Source organism: Arthrobacter sp. TmtSoilC51 (assembly GCF_055388015.1).
Genome location: NZ_AP035877.1, coordinates 1,383,181 through 1,400,922 on the forward strand (window position 1 = coordinate 1,383,181; position 17,742 = coordinate 1,400,922).

At 62.0% G+C, this 17,742-nt stretch carries 14 protein-coding genes; 6 read left to right on the forward strand and 8 right to left on the reverse strand.

Annotation, left to right across the window (positions count from 1 at the left end; all coding sequences use genetic code 11):
• Positions 1 to 32: 32 nt before the first annotated feature.
• Positions 33 to 929 carry a trypsin-like serine peptidase gene (locus ACZ5G6_RS06420; protein WP_498691779.1) on the reverse strand — a complete coding sequence of 299 codons (897 nt, stop codon included), beginning with the start codon at positions 927 to 929 and terminating at the stop codon, positions 33 to 35.
• A gap of 372 nt (positions 930 to 1,301) precedes the next feature.
• On the opposite strand from ACZ5G6_RS06420, the gene ACZ5G6_RS06425 reads away from it, so the two are divergent.
• Positions 1,302 to 3,521: an NADP-dependent isocitrate dehydrogenase gene (locus tag ACZ5G6_RS06425; protein WP_498690250.1), complete on the forward strand. Its 2,220-nt coding sequence runs from the start codon at positions 1,302 to 1,304 to the stop codon at positions 3,519 to 3,521.
• Between the two features lie 70 nt (positions 3,522 to 3,591).
• On the opposite strand, the gene ACZ5G6_RS06430 is transcribed toward ACZ5G6_RS06425, so the two are convergent.
• Entirely contained in the window at positions 3,592 to 4,698 is a 1,107-nt protein-coding gene (locus ACZ5G6_RS06430; RefSeq protein WP_498690253.1) for an FAD-dependent oxidoreductase, read from the reverse strand.
• Positions 4,699 to 4,854: 156 nt separating this feature from the next.
• Here ACZ5G6_RS06430 and ACZ5G6_RS06435 point away from each other — a divergent pair, with 156 nt between their 5' ends.
• Positions 4,855 to 5,295 carry a DoxX family protein gene (locus tag ACZ5G6_RS06435; RefSeq protein ID WP_498690255.1) on the forward strand — a complete coding sequence of 147 codons (441 nt, stop codon included), beginning with the start codon at positions 4,855 to 4,857 and terminating at the stop codon, positions 5,293 to 5,295.
• Positions 5,296 to 5,343: 48 nt separating this feature from the next.
• Here the strand turns inward: ACZ5G6_RS06435 and ACZ5G6_RS06440 are convergent, their stop codons facing one another.
• Complete coding sequence (locus ACZ5G6_RS06440) at positions 5,344 to 6,414, reverse strand: Gfo/Idh/MocA family protein (protein WP_498690257.1); 1,071 nt, start codon at positions 6,412 to 6,414, stop codon at positions 5,344 to 5,346.
• A gap of 139 nt (positions 6,415 to 6,553) precedes the next feature.
• Between ACZ5G6_RS06440 and ACZ5G6_RS06445 the strand changes: the two genes are divergently transcribed.
• Genes ACZ5G6_RS06445 through ACZ5G6_RS06455 form a run of 3 tightly spaced genes read left to right on the forward strand, consistent with a single transcriptional unit; the run spans position 6,554 to position 9,578 of the window.
• Entirely contained in the window at positions 6,554 to 7,648 is a 1,095-nt protein-coding gene (locus tag ACZ5G6_RS06445; RefSeq protein WP_498690260.1) for an efflux RND transporter periplasmic adaptor subunit, read from the forward strand.
• 5 nt (positions 7,649 to 7,653) lie between these two features.
• Positions 7,654 to 8,400 carry an ABC transporter ATP-binding protein gene (locus ACZ5G6_RS06450; RefSeq protein WP_498690262.1) on the forward strand — a complete coding sequence of 249 codons (747 nt, stop codon included), beginning with the start codon at positions 7,654 to 7,656 and terminating at the stop codon, positions 8,398 to 8,400.
• Positions 8,397 to 9,578 (forward strand): ABC transporter permease, encoded by a 1,182-nt coding sequence (locus tag ACZ5G6_RS06455; protein ID WP_498690265.1) that lies wholly within the window; start codon positions 8,397 to 8,399, stop codon positions 9,576 to 9,578. Before ACZ5G6_RS06450 ends, ACZ5G6_RS06455 begins: the two co-directional genes overlap by 4 nt.
• Here ACZ5G6_RS06455 and ACZ5G6_RS06460 read toward each other — a convergent pair.
• Both ACZ5G6_RS06460 and ACZ5G6_RS06465 read right to left on the reverse strand, forming a co-directional pair.
• Complete coding sequence (locus ACZ5G6_RS06460) at positions 9,556 to 10,248, reverse strand: ABC transporter ATP-binding protein (RefSeq protein ID WP_223936259.1); 693 nt, start codon at positions 10,246 to 10,248, stop codon at positions 9,556 to 9,558. The two genes, ACZ5G6_RS06455 and ACZ5G6_RS06460, sit on opposite strands and share 23 nt — an antisense overlap.
• A gap of 2 nt (positions 10,249 to 10,250) precedes the next feature.
• Positions 10,251 to 11,708: an ABC transporter permease gene (locus ACZ5G6_RS06465; protein ID WP_223936260.1), complete on the reverse strand. Its 1,458-nt coding sequence runs from the start codon at positions 11,706 to 11,708 to the stop codon at positions 10,251 to 10,253.
• A 309-nt stretch (positions 11,709 to 12,017) separates the two neighbouring features.
• Here ACZ5G6_RS06465 and ACZ5G6_RS06470 point away from each other — a divergent pair, with 309 nt between their 5' ends.
• Complete coding sequence (locus ACZ5G6_RS06470) at positions 12,018 to 13,502, forward strand: pectate lyase family protein (RefSeq protein ID WP_498690266.1); 1,485 nt, start codon at positions 12,018 to 12,020, stop codon at positions 13,500 to 13,502.
• Between the two features lie 126 nt (positions 13,503 to 13,628).
• On the opposite strand, the gene ACZ5G6_RS06475 is transcribed toward ACZ5G6_RS06470, so the two are convergent.
• From ACZ5G6_RS06475 to mmsA, 3 genes are read right to left on the reverse strand one after another with little or no spacing between them, the layout of a single operon-like run.
• The gene (locus ACZ5G6_RS06475) at positions 13,629 to 14,726 is read right to left on the reverse strand and encodes a substrate-binding domain-containing protein (RefSeq protein ID WP_223936262.1); all 1,098 of its coding nucleotides are present in this window, start codon (positions 14,724 to 14,726) and stop codon (positions 13,629 to 13,631) included.
• 52 nt (positions 14,727 to 14,778) lie between these two features.
• Positions 14,779 to 16,047 carry a multiple monosaccharide ABC transporter permease gene (mmsB, locus tag ACZ5G6_RS06480; protein ID WP_223936263.1) on the reverse strand — a complete coding sequence of 423 codons (1,269 nt, stop codon included), beginning with the start codon at positions 16,045 to 16,047 and terminating at the stop codon, positions 14,779 to 14,781.
• Positions 16,048 to 16,091: 44 nt separating this feature from the next.
• On the reverse strand, positions 16,092 to 17,648 hold the full coding sequence (gene mmsA / locus ACZ5G6_RS06485) for a multiple monosaccharide ABC transporter ATP-binding protein (protein ID WP_223936264.1): 1,557 nt from the start codon (positions 17,646 to 17,648) through the stop codon (positions 16,092 to 16,094).
• Positions 17,649 to 17,742: the final 94 nt, after the last annotated feature.

Genomic DNA, 17,742 nt, shown 5'->3' on the forward strand with positions numbered 1-17,742 from the left:
CGCGCCTACCTAGCAGGGACTTGCCAAAACGGTTACGAAGCCGCCGCCGTGTTGTACGTCGACTGGATGACGGAGCCCCAGTACGGGCCGTACATCGTGTTGGAATTGCTGCCGTAACCGTAGCTGTTCACCGAGTTCTGGTAGCCGCCGGAGCTGTTGCCGATGAACCACGGACCACCTGAGGATCCACCGGTCATGTTGCACGGGATGCCCTGGGTAGCGAACTGCGGGTTGTAGGGATCGTTGGTGGCGGTGCCGGAGCAGCTCTTGAGCGATTCACCGTTGAACGGAGCAGCTGCCGGGTAGCCGAAGGACTTGTAGCTCAGGCCGCGGGCGGCGTTGAACTGGACACCGGAGGAGCCTACGACATCGGCGAGCCGCTGACCGTTGAGGGTGTTGACCACGGCGAAGGCGGTGTCGTACTGCATGTTGCCGTTGGACGCCCACTGGGTGGGGGAGTACAGCGCCCTTGCTGTCCACTTGCCATAGGGTGCGGAGCCGTTGAGGTAGGCGGGTACGAAGACGAAGTTGGTGGCGTAGGCGCCCGGTCCCTCGTTGACGCAGTGGCCTGCGGTGGAGACGGTGCTCTTGTTGGCTGCCGTCACGGAGTTGCCGGAGCAAACGTAGTTTGAGCCGCCCAGGGTGAAGAAGATCTTGCCGATGTGCTTGACGGGTGTTTCGCTCTGGTTGGTCTTGAGGTTGATGGCCTTGGAGTCGGTGGACGCCTGCTGACCCTCGATGCTGTTAAGGGCGCCCGGAGCTTCGGTGACCGGGGCTTTTCCGAGGTTGAGGAGCCGGCCGCGATCCAATGCCTTGCTGGCAAGAATGTCGCCTGATATGGCGTTCTTCATGCGTTCCGGGGTCCAGTAGTCTGCGGCGCCGTTGTCCGACGCTACATGGCTGCTGACCGCAGCGCCGCTGGAGTCGATGTCCTTGGCGGGGGCCGCGTTTGCGCTGGTGGTTCCAACCAGGGCGAGGATTGCGGCAGCGGACAGACTCAGCAGGCTTGTGGCCAGGGTCTTGGTTTTTGTCACGTTGTTCCAACCTATCGAGGGAGTAAGGCGGCCAGTGATGGCGACCGCCGACTGACGGAATCGAAGCTACCCAACGTATGACAAGTTTGTAAAGAGTTGTTTCACAGTTTGTGATATTTTGCTTTCACTTCTTGTCACACGACGAGGAGCCACATCAGGCGAGGGGTAACGAAGGAGTGATCCCGGACACGAAGGGCCGCCAATCGGGCCTACTCGGGTAAGTTTAGAGATGTTGAAATCTGCAGACTTTCAGGGAGAACCCCGCCAATGGCCAAGATTATCTATACCCACACAGACGAAGCGCCGATGCTGGCTACCTACTCATTCCTGCCGATTGTGGAAGCGTATGCCTCGACCGCAGGTGTGGAGGTCGAGACCCGCGACATTTCGCTGGCAGGCCGCATCATCGCCGTTTTCGGCGATTTCCTGACTGAAGAGCAGCGCACGGGCAACGCCCTGGCTGAACTTGGCGAACTGGCAAAGCAGCCGGAAGCCAACATCATCAAGCTGCCCAACATCAGCGCCTCCGTGCCGCAGCTCAAGGCCGCCATCGCCGAGCTCCAGGCTCAGGGCTACGCCCTTCCGGACTACCCGGACAACCCCTCCTCGGACACAGAGACGGACATCCGCTCGCGCTACGACAAAATCAAGGGCTCCGCTGTGAACCCGGTGCTGCGTGAAGGCAACTCTGACCGCCGCGCACCGCTGTCGGTGAAGAACTACGCCCGTCAGAACCCGCACTCCATGGGCGCTTGGTCTGCCGATTCCAAGACCAACGTTGCCACCATGGGCCAGAACGATTTCCGCTCCAACGAGAAATCCGTTGTGCTCAAGGCTGACGATTCCCTCAGCATCCAGCTGGTCCGCGAAGACGGCACCACCAAGGTCCTCAAGAAGGACTTCCCCGTACTGGCCGGTGAAGTTGTGGACGCTACGGTCCTGCGCGCTGACGCCCTGGACGAGTTCCTCAAGGCACAGGTTGCCCGTGCCAAGGAAGAGGGCATCCTCTTCTCCGCACACCTGAAGGCCACCATGATGAAGGTCTCGGACCCCATCATCTTCGGCCACGTGGTCAAGGCTTACTTCTCGGAACTGTTCGACACCTATGGCAAGCAGCTCGCAGCCGCAGGCATCAGCCCCAACAACGGTCTCGCAGCCATCCTCAGCGGCCTGGAAGACCTGCCGGAAGACGTCCGCGAGGGCGTCAAGGCAGCCATCACCAAGGGCCTTGAAGACGGTCCCGCCCTGGCAATGGTGGACTCGGACAAGGGCATCACGAGCCTGCATGTTCCGTCTGACATCATCGTTGACGCTTCCATGCCGGCCATGATTCGTTCCTCCGGCCACATGTGGGGCCCGGATGGCAAGGAAGCGGACACGCTCGCCGTCATCCCGGACAGCTCCTACGCCGGCGTCTACCAGGTAGTCCTGGACGATTGCCGTGCCAATGGCGCGTTCGATCCCACCACCATGGGCACCGTTCCCAACGTGGGCCTCATGGCGCAGGCGGCCGAGGAATACGGCAGCCACGACAAAACCTTCGAAGTCCAGGCAGCCGGAACCATCCAGCTCGTGGACAGCAAGGGCAACGTCCTCACCGAGCACCAGGTATCCCCGGGTGACATCTGGCGCGCCTGCCAGACCAAGGATGTCCCGATCCGCGACTGGGTCAAGCTTGCCGTTACCCGGGCCCGCGCTTCCCAGACCCCGGCCGTTTTCTGGCTGGACAAGGGCCGTGCGCACGACGCCAACCTCATCGCCAAGGTCAACGAGTACCTCAAGGACCACGACACCGAGGGCCTGCAGATCGAGATTATGTCCCCGGAGGAGGCAACAGCCTTCACGCTGGAACGCATCCGCAAGGGCGAGGACACCATCTCCGTCACCGGTAACGTCCTCCGCGACTACCTCACGGACCTGTTCCCGATCCTTGAGCTCGGCACCAGCGCCAAGATGCTCTCCATCGTTCCGCTGATCAACGGCGGTGGCCTGTTCGAGACCGGTGCCGGTGGTTCCGCTCCCAAGCACGTCCAGCAGCTGATCAAGGAAAACCACCTCCGCTGGGACAGCCTGGGTGAATTCCTTGCTTTGGCCGTCAGCTTCGAGCACCTGGCCACCACCACGGGCAACGCCCGCGCACAGGTCCTTGCCGACACGTTGGACCGCGCCACGGGTACGTTCCTGCTGGAAAACAAGTCCCCGCGCCGCAGCGTTGGCGAGCTGGACAACCGTGGAAGCCACTTCTACCTGGCCACGTACTGGGCACAGGAACTGGCCAAGCAGACTGAGGATGCCGAGCTGGCCAAGGATTTCGCTGCCATCGCTGAAGCCCTGACCTCCAACGAGGAAGTCATCGTCGGCGAGCTGAACGCAGTCCAGGGTCCCGGCGTCGATCTGGGTGGTTACTACCGTCCGGACGCTGCCAAGGCTGCTGAGATCATGCGCCCGTCGGCCACGTTCAACAAGGTCCTCGCGACCCTGAGTTAGTCACTCCTGGTTTGCATACAGATAATGCCCCTGAGACGCGGTCTTGGGGGCATTATCTGTTGATGAATTCCTAACGGTCGGCCAGGAAGCGCTGAGGTGCCACCCCGCCGTCGACGATGTCCTTCAGCACCCGGCCGATAGCTGGCGTGAACTTGAAACCGTGCCCTGAGAACCCGGCGCCCACCACCAACGGTCCGAAGCGGTCCAGCACAAAGTCCTCAGTAGGCGTGGTGGTGTACGTGCAGCTGATGGGAACCGCGGTTGAAGGGTCGACGCCGGGAAGCCACTCTTGCGCGTAACGTACCAATGCGTCGAGCTGCTCGGGTATGGGCTGGAACGTGCGCTCGTCCGGATCCATCACGGGGCCGACGCCGTGCCAGCCGGCCTTGACGCCCTCGCCGGGGGTGAGCATGCCGTACACAGGGCTGTACCAGTATTCGTAGAGTTCGTTGTTCGGATCGGGGTCCGGGTTGTGGTTGAAGCTCGGCCACACCAGCGTGTTGTCCACGGGGGTGAAATGGGCGGGCTGCTCCTGGGTAACAACCAGGGGCGGTAGCTTGGCATGTTCGCCGAGGACCTTGTTCGTCCAGGCGCCGGCGGTGACTACAACGCGGTTGGCCGTGTACTCGGTCTCGTCCGTCACCACCACCACGGTTTCGGCGCCATCGATGCGGATGTCGAGGACCGGAGTCGAGTACTTGAAAATGGCGCCATGGGACTCGGCGGCCGTTCGGAGTGCCACCAGCGCGTTGGCTGAACGGACCCGCCCAGATCCGGGAACGAAGAGCACATCGGTGGCGAAGTTCATGCCTTGCCACCGGTCCATGGCCTCGTCCGCTGAGATGAAGTAGCTCTCGATCCCGCGTTCCTGATGGGCAGCCTGGACGGTCCGGAGCCGTTCGACGTTGCCGTGGTTTGCCAACCCCACGAGGTCCAGCAGCGGCGCGCCCGTTTCCGCAGCGAGCTCGTCCCACAGGGTCTTCGCTTCGGCAAGAAGGTCCAGGTAGTCGGCCTCGGCGTAGGCGGTGTTGAAGTTGCGGGTGGCGCCGTGTGAGGCGCCGATGTGGTGACCGGCCTCGAACTGCTCCAGCAGGACCACGGACTTACCGCTCCGGGCCAACTGCCACGCTGCGGCGGACCCCATCGCCCCTCCACCAACAACTACGACGTCAACCATGCCAGCTCCATTCATCCTCGGCCCACTATCACGTTCCATTCTGCCCCTACTCACCCAACTAGGTCGCAGTAGAGCGCGTTTTGAGGCGTCAAAACGCGCTCTTCTGCGACCTAGTTGGGTTGGCGCTCAACGCAAAGGCATGGAAGATTGGGACGGGTGAAATTCCTTCACCCGTCTCCCAAGTCCTCTGCCCGCGGTGTCACGATCCTGCGCGTGGTGTTTGGCGCGCTGATCATGGTGCACGGCATCCAAAAGTTCGTGGCAGGGCATGCCGCCTTCGCTGCGTCAGTCGCCGCCATGGGCGTGCAGAAGCCCGAAATCGTGGCCTGGCTCGTCATCGCCGGTGAACTTGGGTTAGGGCTGCTTCTGGTGCTCGGGGCGCTGACCAGAGTGGCCGGGTTCCTCGCCGCGATCCTGTTCGCCGGAATCTGGTTCGTGACGGAAGCCGGCAAGCCCCTGCTCACGGACAAGGCGGGTGTCAATGCCGAGCTCCTGATCGTCTACGTCGCCATTTCCGTGGCATTCGTGTTCCTGGGTCCTGGCGCTTGGTCAGTGGACCGGAAGCTGGCAAGGCAGCCCGTCGGCCAGCGGCGTTAATACGGTTGGGTTAACTCCCGACGGCGGCACGTGCCGGGCGCCGTAACCTCACCGCGCGTCGTTCGGGTACCGGATGCCCAACTGGGAACGTACGCCGTCGAACAAGCGCATGACGTTGACGGAGTCATCCAGGGGCATGACCGGGCTTTCCATCAGGCCCTGTTGAATGCACCGTGTCACCTCGCGGAGTTCGTACGTGTAGCCGACGCCCACCACGTCGAACCGTTCATGCCGCGGCTCGTCCCAGCCAACACGGATCAGCAGTTCCCGCGGATTGTTGACCGAGCCCACCGTCTGCAGATACCCGAGCCCGCCAGCCACTGTGGCAGTCCGTGGTCCATGGGCAGTCAGGGATGACGTCAATTGCGCTTGGGCACCGCTGGCGTAACCGAGCGTCAGTGCATTCTGGGTGTCCACGCCGTCTTCGTTCAACGTGCCGATCGCGGTAACTGACTGGGGGAAGCCCAGTGTTCCCAAGGCCCAGAGCAAGGGGTAGACGGTGATGTCCAGCAGGGCCCCGCCTCCGTCATTGAGCGCCCAGATGCGGGCGGACGGATCGTAGGGCGCGGGGAAGCCCAGGTCCGCGCTGACCCACTGGATGTGCCCGATTTCCCCTGACGCCGCAATGGAAAAGGCGCGCTGCATGCTGGGCAGGAAGCGGCTCCAGACCGCCTCCATGAAGAACACCTTGTGCTCGCGGGCCAGTTTGACCAGCTCGGTTGCTTCGCGGGCGTTTATGGTGACTGCTTTCTCGCACAGGACATGTTTGCCGGCGCGCAGGGCCGCCGCGGCGATCTGGAAGTGCTGGGCATGGGGTGTCGCCACGTAAACCACGTCGACCGCGGGATCGTCGAACAGCCGCTGGTAGCCAGGGACACCGCCGTCGTTCCCGTAGGCCTGGGCGAAACCAAGCGTCTGCGCAAAAGCGTCTGCGGCAGCTTGGGTCCTTGAACTCACGGCGTAGAGTTCTGCGTCCTCCAGCAAGGAAAGGTCCAGGGAAACACTGTTGGCGATGTTGCCCGTGGACACGACTCCCCATCGCAAACGCCGGCCGGTGGCCGCGCGGGGATCCTGATTGGTCTGGGTGGACAGCCACGGCTTGGCGATAGGGAGCGTCATGGCAGCAATCCTCTCATTTCCAACACAGTAAGCACTCTGTCGAGTCACACGAATGTCCGGGGCCGCTGAATTCCTCGCTTAGGCTTAGGCCATCATCCCTCGCAGAGGTTCTGTGGGGAGTTACCGAAATGGAGCAGGGATGGGTATTTTTCGGCGCGTCATTTTGCCGGTTGCCTGGTTATTGGTTTTCGCAATAATTGCGGTGGCTTTGGTCAAGATCGCTTTCGTGGACGGCCTCAAACCATCTGCTTCCCAGCCGGCGCCCTTGGCGCAAGTGGACATTCCGGTGGTCCCGGCCACGCGCGCTACGGTCACCAATACTGTGGAAATCAAGGGAACCGTCCAAAGCGACACAGCTGAGGTGATACGGTCCACGTCTGCGGGCAAGGTCATCAAGGTATTTGTCGAACAGGGTGCCACGGTGGCCAAGGGCGATGCCCTCTTCCAGGTCAAGGCCGAGCGCGCAGTGACATCAGCGCAGCCATCCAAGGACGGAATGTCCTCGGCGCCCAAGCCGGTTTATGACTACTTCGACATCCTTGCCCCCAGCGGCGGTACCCTGCAGTCCTTGACCACGCTGATCGACCAGCAAGTGGGCGTCGGGGAAAGCGTGGGCAAGATCGACCCCGGCACCTACACGGTGGCGGGTTCGGTGACCGCTGCCCAGCAGTACCGCCTGCTCGGAAAGCCCGGCCCAGCGGAGATCTCATTGGTGGGTGGACCGGCGCCGTTCCAGTGCACCGAAGTGACACTCAAGAACAACGCGTCCGACGACGGCGGCAGTGCCTCGGGCGGTTTGGCTTCCACTGGCGGAGGTGCTGGCATGGGTGTGGGCGGCGCGATCGCTGGACCCGGGGGCGGTTCTGCCACGCCACCGGACGCGGGTGGCACACCCACGGGAACGCTTAGCTGCGCAATCCCGGCTGGGCACGAGGTCTTTGCCGGACTTGGCGCGACCATGACCGTTAGTGCCGGCGTCGCCGCCGATGTTGTGACCGTGCCATTGACGTCGGTGAAAGGCAGCGTGAAGGACGGGATCGTCTGGCTCGCTGGCGCAACCGGAGGGGCGCCGGAGGAGCGCAAGGTCCAGTTGGGGCTGAACGATGGCTCCGTGGTTGAAGTGGTCTCAGGACTGGCCGAAGGCGAGCAGGTGTTGGAGTTCGTACCCGGTGCTCCGGCTGCCCCGGACCCCATGATGGGGCCTGGACAAATCGCCTACGCTCCGGCGGGCTGAAGCGCGTGACAGGGACAGCAGAAGTAGTAGAAGGCACCAGGGAAACCCTCGTCAGCCTCCGTTCGGTAACCCGTTCCGTGACGCTGCCGGACGAGCAGCAACTGCACATCCTCCGAGGCGTCGATCTTGAGGTTCAAAGCGGTGACCACACGGCCATCGTGGGCCGTTCAGGGTGCGGAAAATCAACGTTGCTCAACCTCTTGGGACTCCTGGATGTGCCCACGTCCGGTGAGCTGGAATTCCTCGGACAATCTGCGGACCGGTTGAGCAGCAACGCCCGCGCCCGCCTGCGCGGTTCCACAGTTGGCTTCGTGTTCCAGCAGTTCAACCTGCTCCCGGGCCGTAGTGCCCTGGACAACGTCATCACACCGCTTTTCTATGCCAAGGGCAGGGAATTTTGGCGCCGCCGCGAACTGGCGATGGACATGCTGGACCGCGTTGGATTGGCCGCCCGCGCCAACACCATGCCAAACATGTTGTCCGGCGGTGAGCAACAGCGAGTGGCGATCGCCCGTGCGCTGATCCGTAGGCCGAGGCTCATCCTTGCCGATGAACCAACGGGCGCACTGGACGTCGAAACCGGGCAGGCCGTCATGGCCTTGCTGGACTCTGTGGCCACTGAAACCGCGGCCGCACTGGTGACCATCACGCACGATACCAACGTGGCGGCATTGGCACGTGCGTGCTATCGACTGGACTCGGGCGTGCTCACCCCGCTGGCAGTTGCCGAGACAGCAGGAGTAAGCGTATGACCGGCTTCATGTCCACCCTGGTGGAAGCGTGGCAGGAACTCCGCATCAACAAGGTGCGTATCCTACTGGCCCTCCTTGGAGTCGCCTTGTCCGTTGCTGCGCTGACATCCGTGGTGGGCCTCGGCAGCCTGGTACGCGAGGGGATTAAAGTGCAGTCCGAACGCGATGGAGGCCGCGTAGCAACGTTGACGTTGAGCGTCAACGGCCCGTCCGCCCCCGACGCCGAAAAACTGGAGAAGGCCTACGCAGGAATCCAGCAGCGTTACGGCATCACCACTTCCGCCCATGTGGGCCGCACCCAGGCAGGCTTCCAGTTTCCCCGCGGAGTGACCGCCGTGAACATGACCATAGTGGACATCGGGTACGGCACCATCCACCGCGTGCCCCTCTCGCAAGGAACGTGGTTCGCTGCCGACGACGACCAAAGGTTCGCACCCGCCGTCGTGGTCTCCGAAGCCTTCTACAACCAGGCGGGCAGGCCCAATCTGGCCACCGATCCCACCGTCAGCATCCCAGGTGACCAGCCGGCAACGGCGGTGATTATCGGCGTCGTTCCCGATACCTGGCCGGACGCTCCTCCGGCCGCGTTCATCCTCACCAAAGCCGCCGCAATGACGGGGATGAAACCTGACATGTCCGAGTTCAAACTCTGGGTGGGGGAGGAACAGGCCGCTGCACTGACCGCCGCTATCTCTGCGGACCTGCAGGGCCAGTTCCCGGGATACTACGCCCAAGCCCAGCGTGTCGACTTCGCCGCCTACGGTGATCCGCTGGGACCGGCCCAGTGGATTGTGGGCGGCGTAGCCGGGCTGGTGCTCCTGCTCGGTGCGGTGGGAATGCTCAACATCTCCATGGTCACCGTTCGCTACAGGGTAAGGGAGATCGGCATCCGCCGCAGTTTCGGCGCCACCTCGGGCAGGATCTTCTTCGGCGTCATGATGGAATCCGTAGTAGCCACGGCGGTTGCTGGAATCGCAGGCGTCATGCTGGCCGTTGCCGTGGTGAAGAACCCCTGGATCGAGTCAAAGGTAGCGCCCGGACTCATCGAATACCCGTCCTTTCCCATCGACGCCGCACTGCTGGGCTTTGGCGCGGCTGTCTTGGTGGGCGCACTCGCCGGAGCCATCCCTGCGCTCGTGGCGGTGCGCGTCAAGGTTATCGATGCGATCCGCTTTTGATCTCCTCTGTGAGCCGGCCCTGCTGAAGGCGGAAGCAGCGTCCCGTTTTCTGCGCCAGGCTGCGGTCGTGGGTGACAACCAGGATGGTGGTGTTGTGGTCCCGGCTCAGTGAGCTCAAAAGTTCGATGATGTGCTCGCCGGTCTGCTCATCCAGGTTTCCCGTGGGCTCATCGGCAAGGATCAGCTTGGGCTCGTTGGCCAGTGCCCGTGCGATCGCGACGCGTTGCTGCTCGCCACCTGACAAACGGTTGGTCCGGCGGGACTGCTTCTCCGGATCCAACTGCACCTGCTCCAGCAGTTCCTTGGCCCGCTTAAGCCGTGCTGATTTGCGGACGCCTGCGAACTCCATGGGCAGCATGACGTTGTCCACGGCGCTGAGGTTCGGGATCAAGTTGAACTGTTGGAACACGAAACCGATATCACGACGGCGGTACTCGGTCAGTTTGCTGTCCGGCAATCCCGCCAGGCTGACGCCATCCACGACGACGTCTCCGCTGGTCGGTTTGTCCAGCGCGCCCAGAAGGGACAACAGCGTGCTTTTGCCGCTGCCGCTCTTGCCGACGATCGACGCCAGAGATCCCTTCTCCAGCTGGAAGCTGACACCGTTGACAGGCTTGATGGTCCTGTCGCCGGACTTGAACTGACGGACCAGGTCCTTGACTTCAATCACGGCTATTCTCCTCGGAGTACTTCGATGGGACGGATACGGGCGGTCAGCAAGGCAGGGACCAACGCGCCGATGATGGCTACCGCGAAGACCGCGGCGATGCCTGCAGCGATGACGCCGGGGGAGGCGCTCGCCGTGACGGACGTGAGCAATTGGGAGGCCCCGCCGAACGGACCGCCTTGGCCCCCGGGGAAGCCGCCCCCGGGGAAGCCGCCGCCCGGGATGGTGCCATTTGGTACGGCCCCCGCCAGCCCGGCGCCTCGCTGGGTGGTGGTTGCCGCCGTCGTGCTGGTGTTCGAACTGATCAGTGCGGACGCGATACCGCCGCTGGCAAACGATGCAATAGCTGCACCCACCACGCTGCCCAAGGCCACCAGGACCAGCGATTCAAGGACGAACTGCAGGCCAATAGTGCGGTTGCGGGCACCGATAGCCTTCAGGACGCCAATTTCGCGGCGGCGCTCGCGGACCAGCATCACCATGATCAGAAGGATGATGAGTCCTGCGGTAGCGAGTGCGGCAATGAACGCGACCAGGGAGATGTTCTTGACGCTGTCCAGGGAGCTGACCGCGGTTTCGAGGTTGCGTTGGCCTTGGGTGACGTCCGCCTTGTCAGTTCCCAACGCCGACTGAACTGCCGTCTTGGTGCTATCGACGTTCTGCATGCTGTTGACCGTGACGATCATGGTGGAGAGTTCGTCAGGAGTTCCAGCCAGCGCTTGGGCTTCTGGAAGGGTGAGATAGACGGCGTTGTTTCCGAAGGCGGTTCCGGCGTCGAAGATGCCAGCCACGGTGAACGTCTTGTCCTGGATGGTGAAGGTGGAGCCCACGGTCAGGCTGTTCTTCTCCGCCAGCGATGTTCCAACCAGCGCGTTCGCCGTTGCCGTGGTGTAGTCGCCCAGGCCGGTGCCGCTAGTGATGTTCAAGGCCTTGCCGGTGCTGTCAACCTCGGCGCCGATGCCAGTTGCGGTAATCGGCAGGGCGCGTACCCGCTGGGTGGTGCTGCCCGTGCTTCCAGTGTTCCCGGTGGAGCCGTTACGGTTGCCCAGCGTACCGGCGTCGATGGCCGCCGTCAGGTTGGTGGTGACAGTGGCCTGCTGCCCGCCGGGACCAAAACCGCCTGGAGCGGCCTGCTGTGTGGTGTTTGTTTCTGTGGTTGCAGTCTGAAGGCGGAGCGCCTTGGTGCCCACCACGGACGTGACGTTGCTGACCGAAGCTGCCGTCTGCGCTTGAGTGGTCGTGAGCGGTTCGCCGCCGCCCTCAAAGCCCTGCCCACCGGCAGGATTAACGGTGAGGGTAGTGCCCACGGAAGCATTGAGCTCCTGGACCTTGGCACCCACGGCCTGGTTGGCAACAAGCATGGCCAATGCCAGGCCGATAGCTACGGCCAGCACAGCGACCACCGCGGCCGTTCTGATTTTGTTGCGGAAGGCATTGCCTACGCTTCGGGCAAGGACGCTCACGTTTCTCCTTTGGACCTGCTGAATGCTGCAGGCCGCGGGGTCGCGGGCTGCAGGTCCAACACTGCTGAGCGCTGCTGTGCGGGAAGCCTGCCGAAGCTATGCGTGGGCTGTGAAAGGCTAATGATCCAGCAGAATCTCCATTGCCTGGGAATTCTGGAAGCCCCTTGACACGCCGTCACGTCAGGCAGGCATAATTGGATTGCCCCGAGAAAGCGTTTTCTCAAACTCCGGGCAAGGTTTCCCTAGTTAGTCCAATTGCCCATTCCCTACAAGGCATGTGCTCTATTTGGCATGCCGGAAAACAGGCCAATGACGTCCACATCACGCTCCAATCCCACCGCGCGGCGTTCGGCAGGAATAGCTGCCGCCGCCTGCATCGCCCTGGCCGCTTGCCTGGCATCCGCTCCGGCAGGCAGCGCAGGTTCAACTGACCTGCATGGGGCACCCACCGTTTCAGTCAATGACTCCGCCCCAACAGGCTGGGCGTCCGTTGGCCCGGGGACCAACGGTGGCGCCGGTGCCGCGCCGGAGAACATCCACGTGGTCAGCACCTTGGCCGAGCTCAAGGCCGCCACCTTGAACAATGGCGACCCCAAGGCGCCCAAGATCATCTACATTCGCGGGACCATCAACGGCAACGAGTCCGCAGACGGGAAGATCCTGGGGGAGCAGGACTACGCCCCCGGATACGACATCCAGAAGTACATGAGCTGTTTCCAGGACAACGGCAAGATCTGGAGTGACCAAACGTTCCCGTATTGCAAGCAGATGAGGCAGCTTCGCCAACAGGGGAGCAACGCCATGAAGCGGCAGATCGAGGTGAACCTTCCCAGCAACACCACACTTCTCGGCCTGGACGAGGATTCAGGACTGGTGGGTGCCAACATCATCATGAACGTGGCCAGCAATGTGGTGATCCGGAACCTAAGCATTGAATCACCCGTGGACTGGTTCACTTCCTGGTCCCCGGACGACGGTGATGGTGCTTGGAACGCCCGTTTCGACTGCTTGTCCGCAGTGACCTCGGACCACATCTGGATCGACCATGTACTCCTGACGGACGGCCGATTCCCGGACAGCGAAGCTCCAAAGGACTTCAAGAACGAGCCCGTGATCAGGCATGATGGCCTGCTGGACCTGAAGGACGGCACGGACTTCGTCACGGTCTCCAACAGCCAGCTCCGGGACCACGACAAGACAAGCCTCCTCGGATCCGGCGATGAGCATGTAGATAAGGACGGCGGGAAGCTACGGGTCAGCTTCATCTCCAACCTGTTCGAAAACACGCAACAGCGCGGTCCCCGGGTCCGGTTCGGACAGGTCCATGTCCTGAACAACTACTTCGTGGCCAGCACCGAGGATCCGGACTACCCCATGATCAGCGCAGCCCAGGGCGGCACCAGCTACTTCCTGGGTGCGGGGTATGAGTCCAGGATCTTCTCCGAATACAACGCCTTCGACTACACAGGTGCCGGCGCGGATCAGTCCATTACAGTCACGAGCTACAACGGCAACATGTTCAGCGACACCGGTTCGTGGTTCAACGGCGAGCCGGTCGATCTTGAGGCCGTGGCCCAGGCTTCCTTCGAGGACCGCAAGGCCGCGGCGGTAGCTGCCGCGGTTAACTCCGGCACTGCGGTACCTGAATGGGCCCAGCGGGACTTTACGTCCGACGTCGGATGGGAACCTTCGGATACGTACACGTACCGCACGCTCACATCACCGGCGGCAGTTCGCAACGCGGTACTGAACTTCTCGGGGCCAGGCGTCATCAAGGTCATCCCGGGAAAGTAGCCTCCAGTCAGGTGACACAGCGAAGCCCCCGGTGACACAGCGAAGCCCCGGTGGCACAGCGAAGCCCCGGCCCGCCTGCTGAATGCTGGCGGACCGGGGCTAGCTGTTAGTTGCTGCTAAACGGTGTTACTTGGTGATCGGGCCGAGTACCGGATCATCGACGTAAGCCGTCTTGACGTTTGCTGCCGTCACGATCTGCGGCGGGAGCAGGTAGGCCGGAACAGTCTTGACACCGTTCTTGTAGGAATCCTTGTCATTGATTTCCAGCTGCTTGCCGGCCTGCAGGTCCTTCACCATGGTGATGGCGTGCTCAACCAGCTTGCGGGTGTCCTTGTTGATGGTGGAGTACTGCTCGCCAGCCATGATCGACTTGACGGACTCAACCTCGGAGTCCTGGCCTGTGATGACCGGTATCGGCTTTCCGGCGGCCTTGACGGAGTTCAGGATGTAGCGTGCCAAGAGGTCATTCGGGGAAAGTACGCCGTCCAGCGAGGCCGAGGTGTAGCTGCCCGCCAAGAGGGTGTCGGCACGTTTCTGCGCGTTTTCGCCCTTCCAACCCTGGGTGACAGCCTGCTCGAAGGCAGTCTGGCCGGAGAGGACCTTGAGCGTTCCGTCGTCGATCTTCGGCTTCAGGACGCTCATGGCGCCATCGAAGAAGACCTTGGCGTTGGCATCATCCGGGGAACCCGCGAAGAGTTCGATGTTGTAAGGACCGGAAGGCTTCTTGGCCTTCAATCCGTCCAGCAGGGCCTGGCCCTGCAGCACACCGACCTTGAAGTTGTCGTACGCCACGTAGTAGTCCACGTTCTCGGTGTTGAGGAGCAGACGGTCGTAAGCGATGACCGTCGCGCCGGAGTCCTTGGCCTGCTTGAGCTGGGTACCCAGCTGGGCGCCGTCGATGGCTCCAACGATGATGACCTTGACACCCTTGGTGACCATGGCGCTGATCTGGTTCTGTTGGTCGGAGACGCCGCCGTTGGCGAACTGGACGTCCGCCTTGAAGCCGGCGCCCTTGAGGCCGTCGTTGAACAGCTTCTCCGCGAGGACCCAGTTTTCACTGGTCTTCTGCGGAAGTGCGACGCCGATCAGCGAGTCCTTGGGGAACGCTTCCCCGCCAGCTGTGCTGCTGCTTGAGCCGCTGTCAGAGCGGCCGCAGGCCGTCAGCGCCAGTGCCGCGATGGCAGCGACTGCTGCTGCCTTTCCTGCTTTACCAAACATTCGCATATCTTGGTTCACTTTCTGTGTGGTGGGGTGGAGCGAATCAGATGGAAACCGGTCAGGCTTCCTTGGAGATGACCTCTTTGGTGGATGTGGTTTCATCAGGCTTGATGTCGTTGTTGCGCTGGAAATTCCTCATCAACAGGCCGGTGATGGACCGCTTGCCTTGGATCTTGTTGTAGACGTCGAAGGCCACGGCTGCCAGGAGCACCAGGCCCTTGATGATCTGGGTGAGGTCGGCACCAACGCCGAGCAGCTGGAGGCCGTTGTTCAACACAGCCATCACCAAGCCACCCACGATCGAGCCGATCACTGTACCAACGCCGCCGGTAACTGCGGCGCCACCGATGAACACGGCTGCGATCGCGTCGAGTTCCCAACCGACGCCGTCAAAGGGCCCGGATGCGGTGGAGCGGCCAACGAAGATCATGCCGGCGAGGCCTGCCAGGACGGACATGTTGAGCATGACCATGAAGTTGACCTTCTTGGACTGCACGCCGGACAGTTCTGCTGCGTGCCGGTTACCACCCACGGCGTAGACATGGCGGCCCAGGATGGTCTTGTCAGCGATGAAACCGTAGATCAGGACCAGCACGGCCAGAATCAAACCGGGGATAGGGAAGGAAGTTCCCGGGCGGCCGGTGGCGAAGAGGTATGTGGCGTAGAGGATTGCACCGCAGATGAGGACCAGCTTGGTGACCTCAACCCAGAGCTCGGGAACGTCGGCGCCGAGGGCTTTGTTGGTAGCCCGGGCCCGCAAGGACATGATGACAACGAATGCCGCAGCCAGGATTCCCAGCAACAAGGTGAGGTTGTTGAAGCCGGTGTTCGGTCCGATTTCAGGCAGGTAGCCCGAGCCCAGGTACTGGAAGTCGCTGGGGACGGGGATGGTGTTGGATTTGCCCACGAACTGGTTGAAACCACGGAACAGGAGCATGCCTGCCAGCGTCACGATGAAGGCAGGGATGCCCACGTACGCTGTCCAGAATCCTTGCCAGGCCCCGATCACGGCGCCGAGGACCAGCCCGAAGAGCACTCCCATATACCAGGGAAGACCCCAGTCCCGGATGGCGAGGGCCACCGAAACACCCACAAATGCGGCCACGGAGCCCACGGAGAGGTCGATGTGGCCGGCAATGATGACCAGGACCATGCCGATGGCCAGGATCAGGATGTAGGAGTTGCCGTTGAACAGGTTGATCACGTTGCCCGGGGTCAGCGTCCGGCCCTCGGTGAAGATCTGGAAGAAGACGATAAGTGCCACCAGGGCGAAGATCATGCCGAACTGGCGGGTATTGCCACCAAATAACTTCTTGAGCGCGTTCATTGTTTTGGTCCTTGTGTCAGGAAGGGGTGAGTCTGGGCCAACGGTCAGGCCGTCTTGCGGGCGGAGGTCATGAGTTTCATCAGGCTTTCCTGGCTGGCTTCGTTCTTGTCCAGGACGCCGGTGATGGCGCCTTCAAAAATCGTGTAAATGCGGTCGGACAGGCCCAGGAGTTCGGGAAGCTCCGAGGAAATGACAATCACTCCCTTGCCTTGGTTTGCCAGCCTCTGGATGATGCCGTAGATCTCGTACTTGGCGCCTACGTCGATTCCCCGGGTGGGCTCGTCCAGGATCAGGAGGTCTGGATCGGTGAACATCCATTTGGCCAGCACGACCTTCTGCTGGTTTCCGCCGGAGAGCTTGGCTACGCCTTCCTCCACCGACGGGGTTTTGGTGCGCAGGGATTTTCGGTACTCCTCTGCCACGGAGAATTCCTTGCGCTCGTCCACCACTGTGTACTTGCTGATCGCGCGGAGGTTTGCCGCAACCGTGGTGGTCTTGATGTCATCCAGCAAGTTCAAACCGAGGGACTTCCGGTCTTCCGTCACGTAGCCCAAGCCGGCGTCGATTGCCGCACGAACGCTGCGAAGGTTGACCGGCTTGCCGTCCTTGTAGACCTGTCCCTTGATGTAGCGGCCGTAGGAATGTCCGAACAGGGATCGGGCAAGTTCCGTGCGCCCGGCCCCCATGAGTCCTGCGAAGCCCACGATTTCACCGCGGCGTACGTAGAAGTTGGAGCCCTTGCAGATCAGGCGGTCCTGGATCTGTGGGTGACCGACGGTCCAATCCTTGACCTCGAAGAAGACCTCGCCGATCTTCGGCTCATGGTCCGGGAAACGGGACTCGAGCGTCCGGCCCACCATGCCCTTGATGATGCGGTCTTCGTCAACGCCATCCCTCTTGACGTTCAGCGTTTCGATCGACTTGCCATCGCGGATGATGGTGATCTCGTCGGCAATCTGTTCGATCTCGTTGAGCTTGTGGGAAATGATAATCGAGGTGATGCCCTTGCCCTTCAGGCCCAGGATCAGGTCCAGCAGGTGCTGGGAGTCCGATTCGTTCAGGGCTGCTGTGGGCTCGTCCAGGATCAGCAGGCGGACGGACTTGTTCAGCGCCTTGGCGATTTCCACCAGTTGCTGCTTGCCGACGCCGAGTTCCTTGATGGGGGTGTCCGGGTCCTCGCGGAGGCCAACTCTGGCCAGCAGTTCAATGGAACGCTTGCGGGCCTCGGTCCAGTCGATGATCCCCCATTTGGAGGGCTCGTTGCCAAGGAAGATGTTCTCTGTGATGGAAAGCTCCGGGATCAACGCCAGCTCCTGGTGGATGATGACGATGCCCGCAGCTTCGCTTGCGCGGATGTCCTTGAATTGCTGCGTTTCGGCCATGTACACGATGTCGCCGGTGTAGCTGCCGTACGGATACACACCGGAAAGGACCTTCATCAGGGTGGATTTTCCAGCACCGTTTTCGCCACAGATTGCGTGGATCTCGCCGGCCTTTACGCGCAGGCTCACATTCGACAAGGCCTTCACGCCGGGGAATTCCTTCGTGATCGAGCGCATCTCCAAGAGGATCGGCTCGCCTTGCGTGTCGAGGGTTGTCATCAGCCCTTACGCCTCCAATGCATGACTTCGTTGTCGCTCCCCAAACGGCGGAGCTGTCTGATGAAAAAGTAAACTGGATCACCTATCTTGTCGT

Bases quoted from the DNA above. Each gene is read 5' to 3' on its own strand.
- ACZ5G6_RS06445 (WP_498690260.1), top strand. From the start codon at position 6,554: ATGGGTATTTTTCGGCGCGTCATTTTGCCGGTTGCCTGGTTATTGGTT.
- ACZ5G6_RS06475 (WP_223936262.1), bottom strand. From the start codon at position 14,726: ATGCGAATGTTTGGTAAAGCAGGAAAGGCAGCAGCAGTCGCTGCCATC.
- mmsA (WP_223936264.1), bottom strand. From the start codon at position 17,648: ATGACAACCCTCGACACGCAAGGCGAGCCGATCCTCTTGGAGATGCGC.
- ACZ5G6_RS06425 (WP_498690250.1), top strand. From the start codon at position 1,302: ATGGCCAAGATTATCTATACCCACACAGACGAAGCGCCGATGCTGGCT.
- ACZ5G6_RS06455 (WP_498690265.1), top strand. From the start codon at position 8,397: ATGACCGGCTTCATGTCCACCCTGGTGGAAGCGTGGCAGGAACTCCGC.
- ACZ5G6_RS06440 (WP_498690257.1), bottom strand. From the start codon at position 6,414: ATGACGCTCCCTATCGCCAAGCCGTGGCTGTCCACCCAGACCAATCAG.
- mmsB (WP_223936263.1), bottom strand. From the start codon at position 16,047: ATGAACGCGCTCAAGAAGTTATTTGGTGGCAATACCCGCCAGTTCGGC.
- ACZ5G6_RS06470 (WP_498690266.1), top strand. From the start codon at position 12,018: ATGACGTCCACATCACGCTCCAATCCCACCGCGCGGCGTTCGGCAGGA.
- ACZ5G6_RS06430 (WP_498690253.1), bottom strand. From the start codon at position 4,698: ATGGTTGACGTCGTAGTTGTTGGTGGAGGGGCGATGGGGTCCGCCGCA.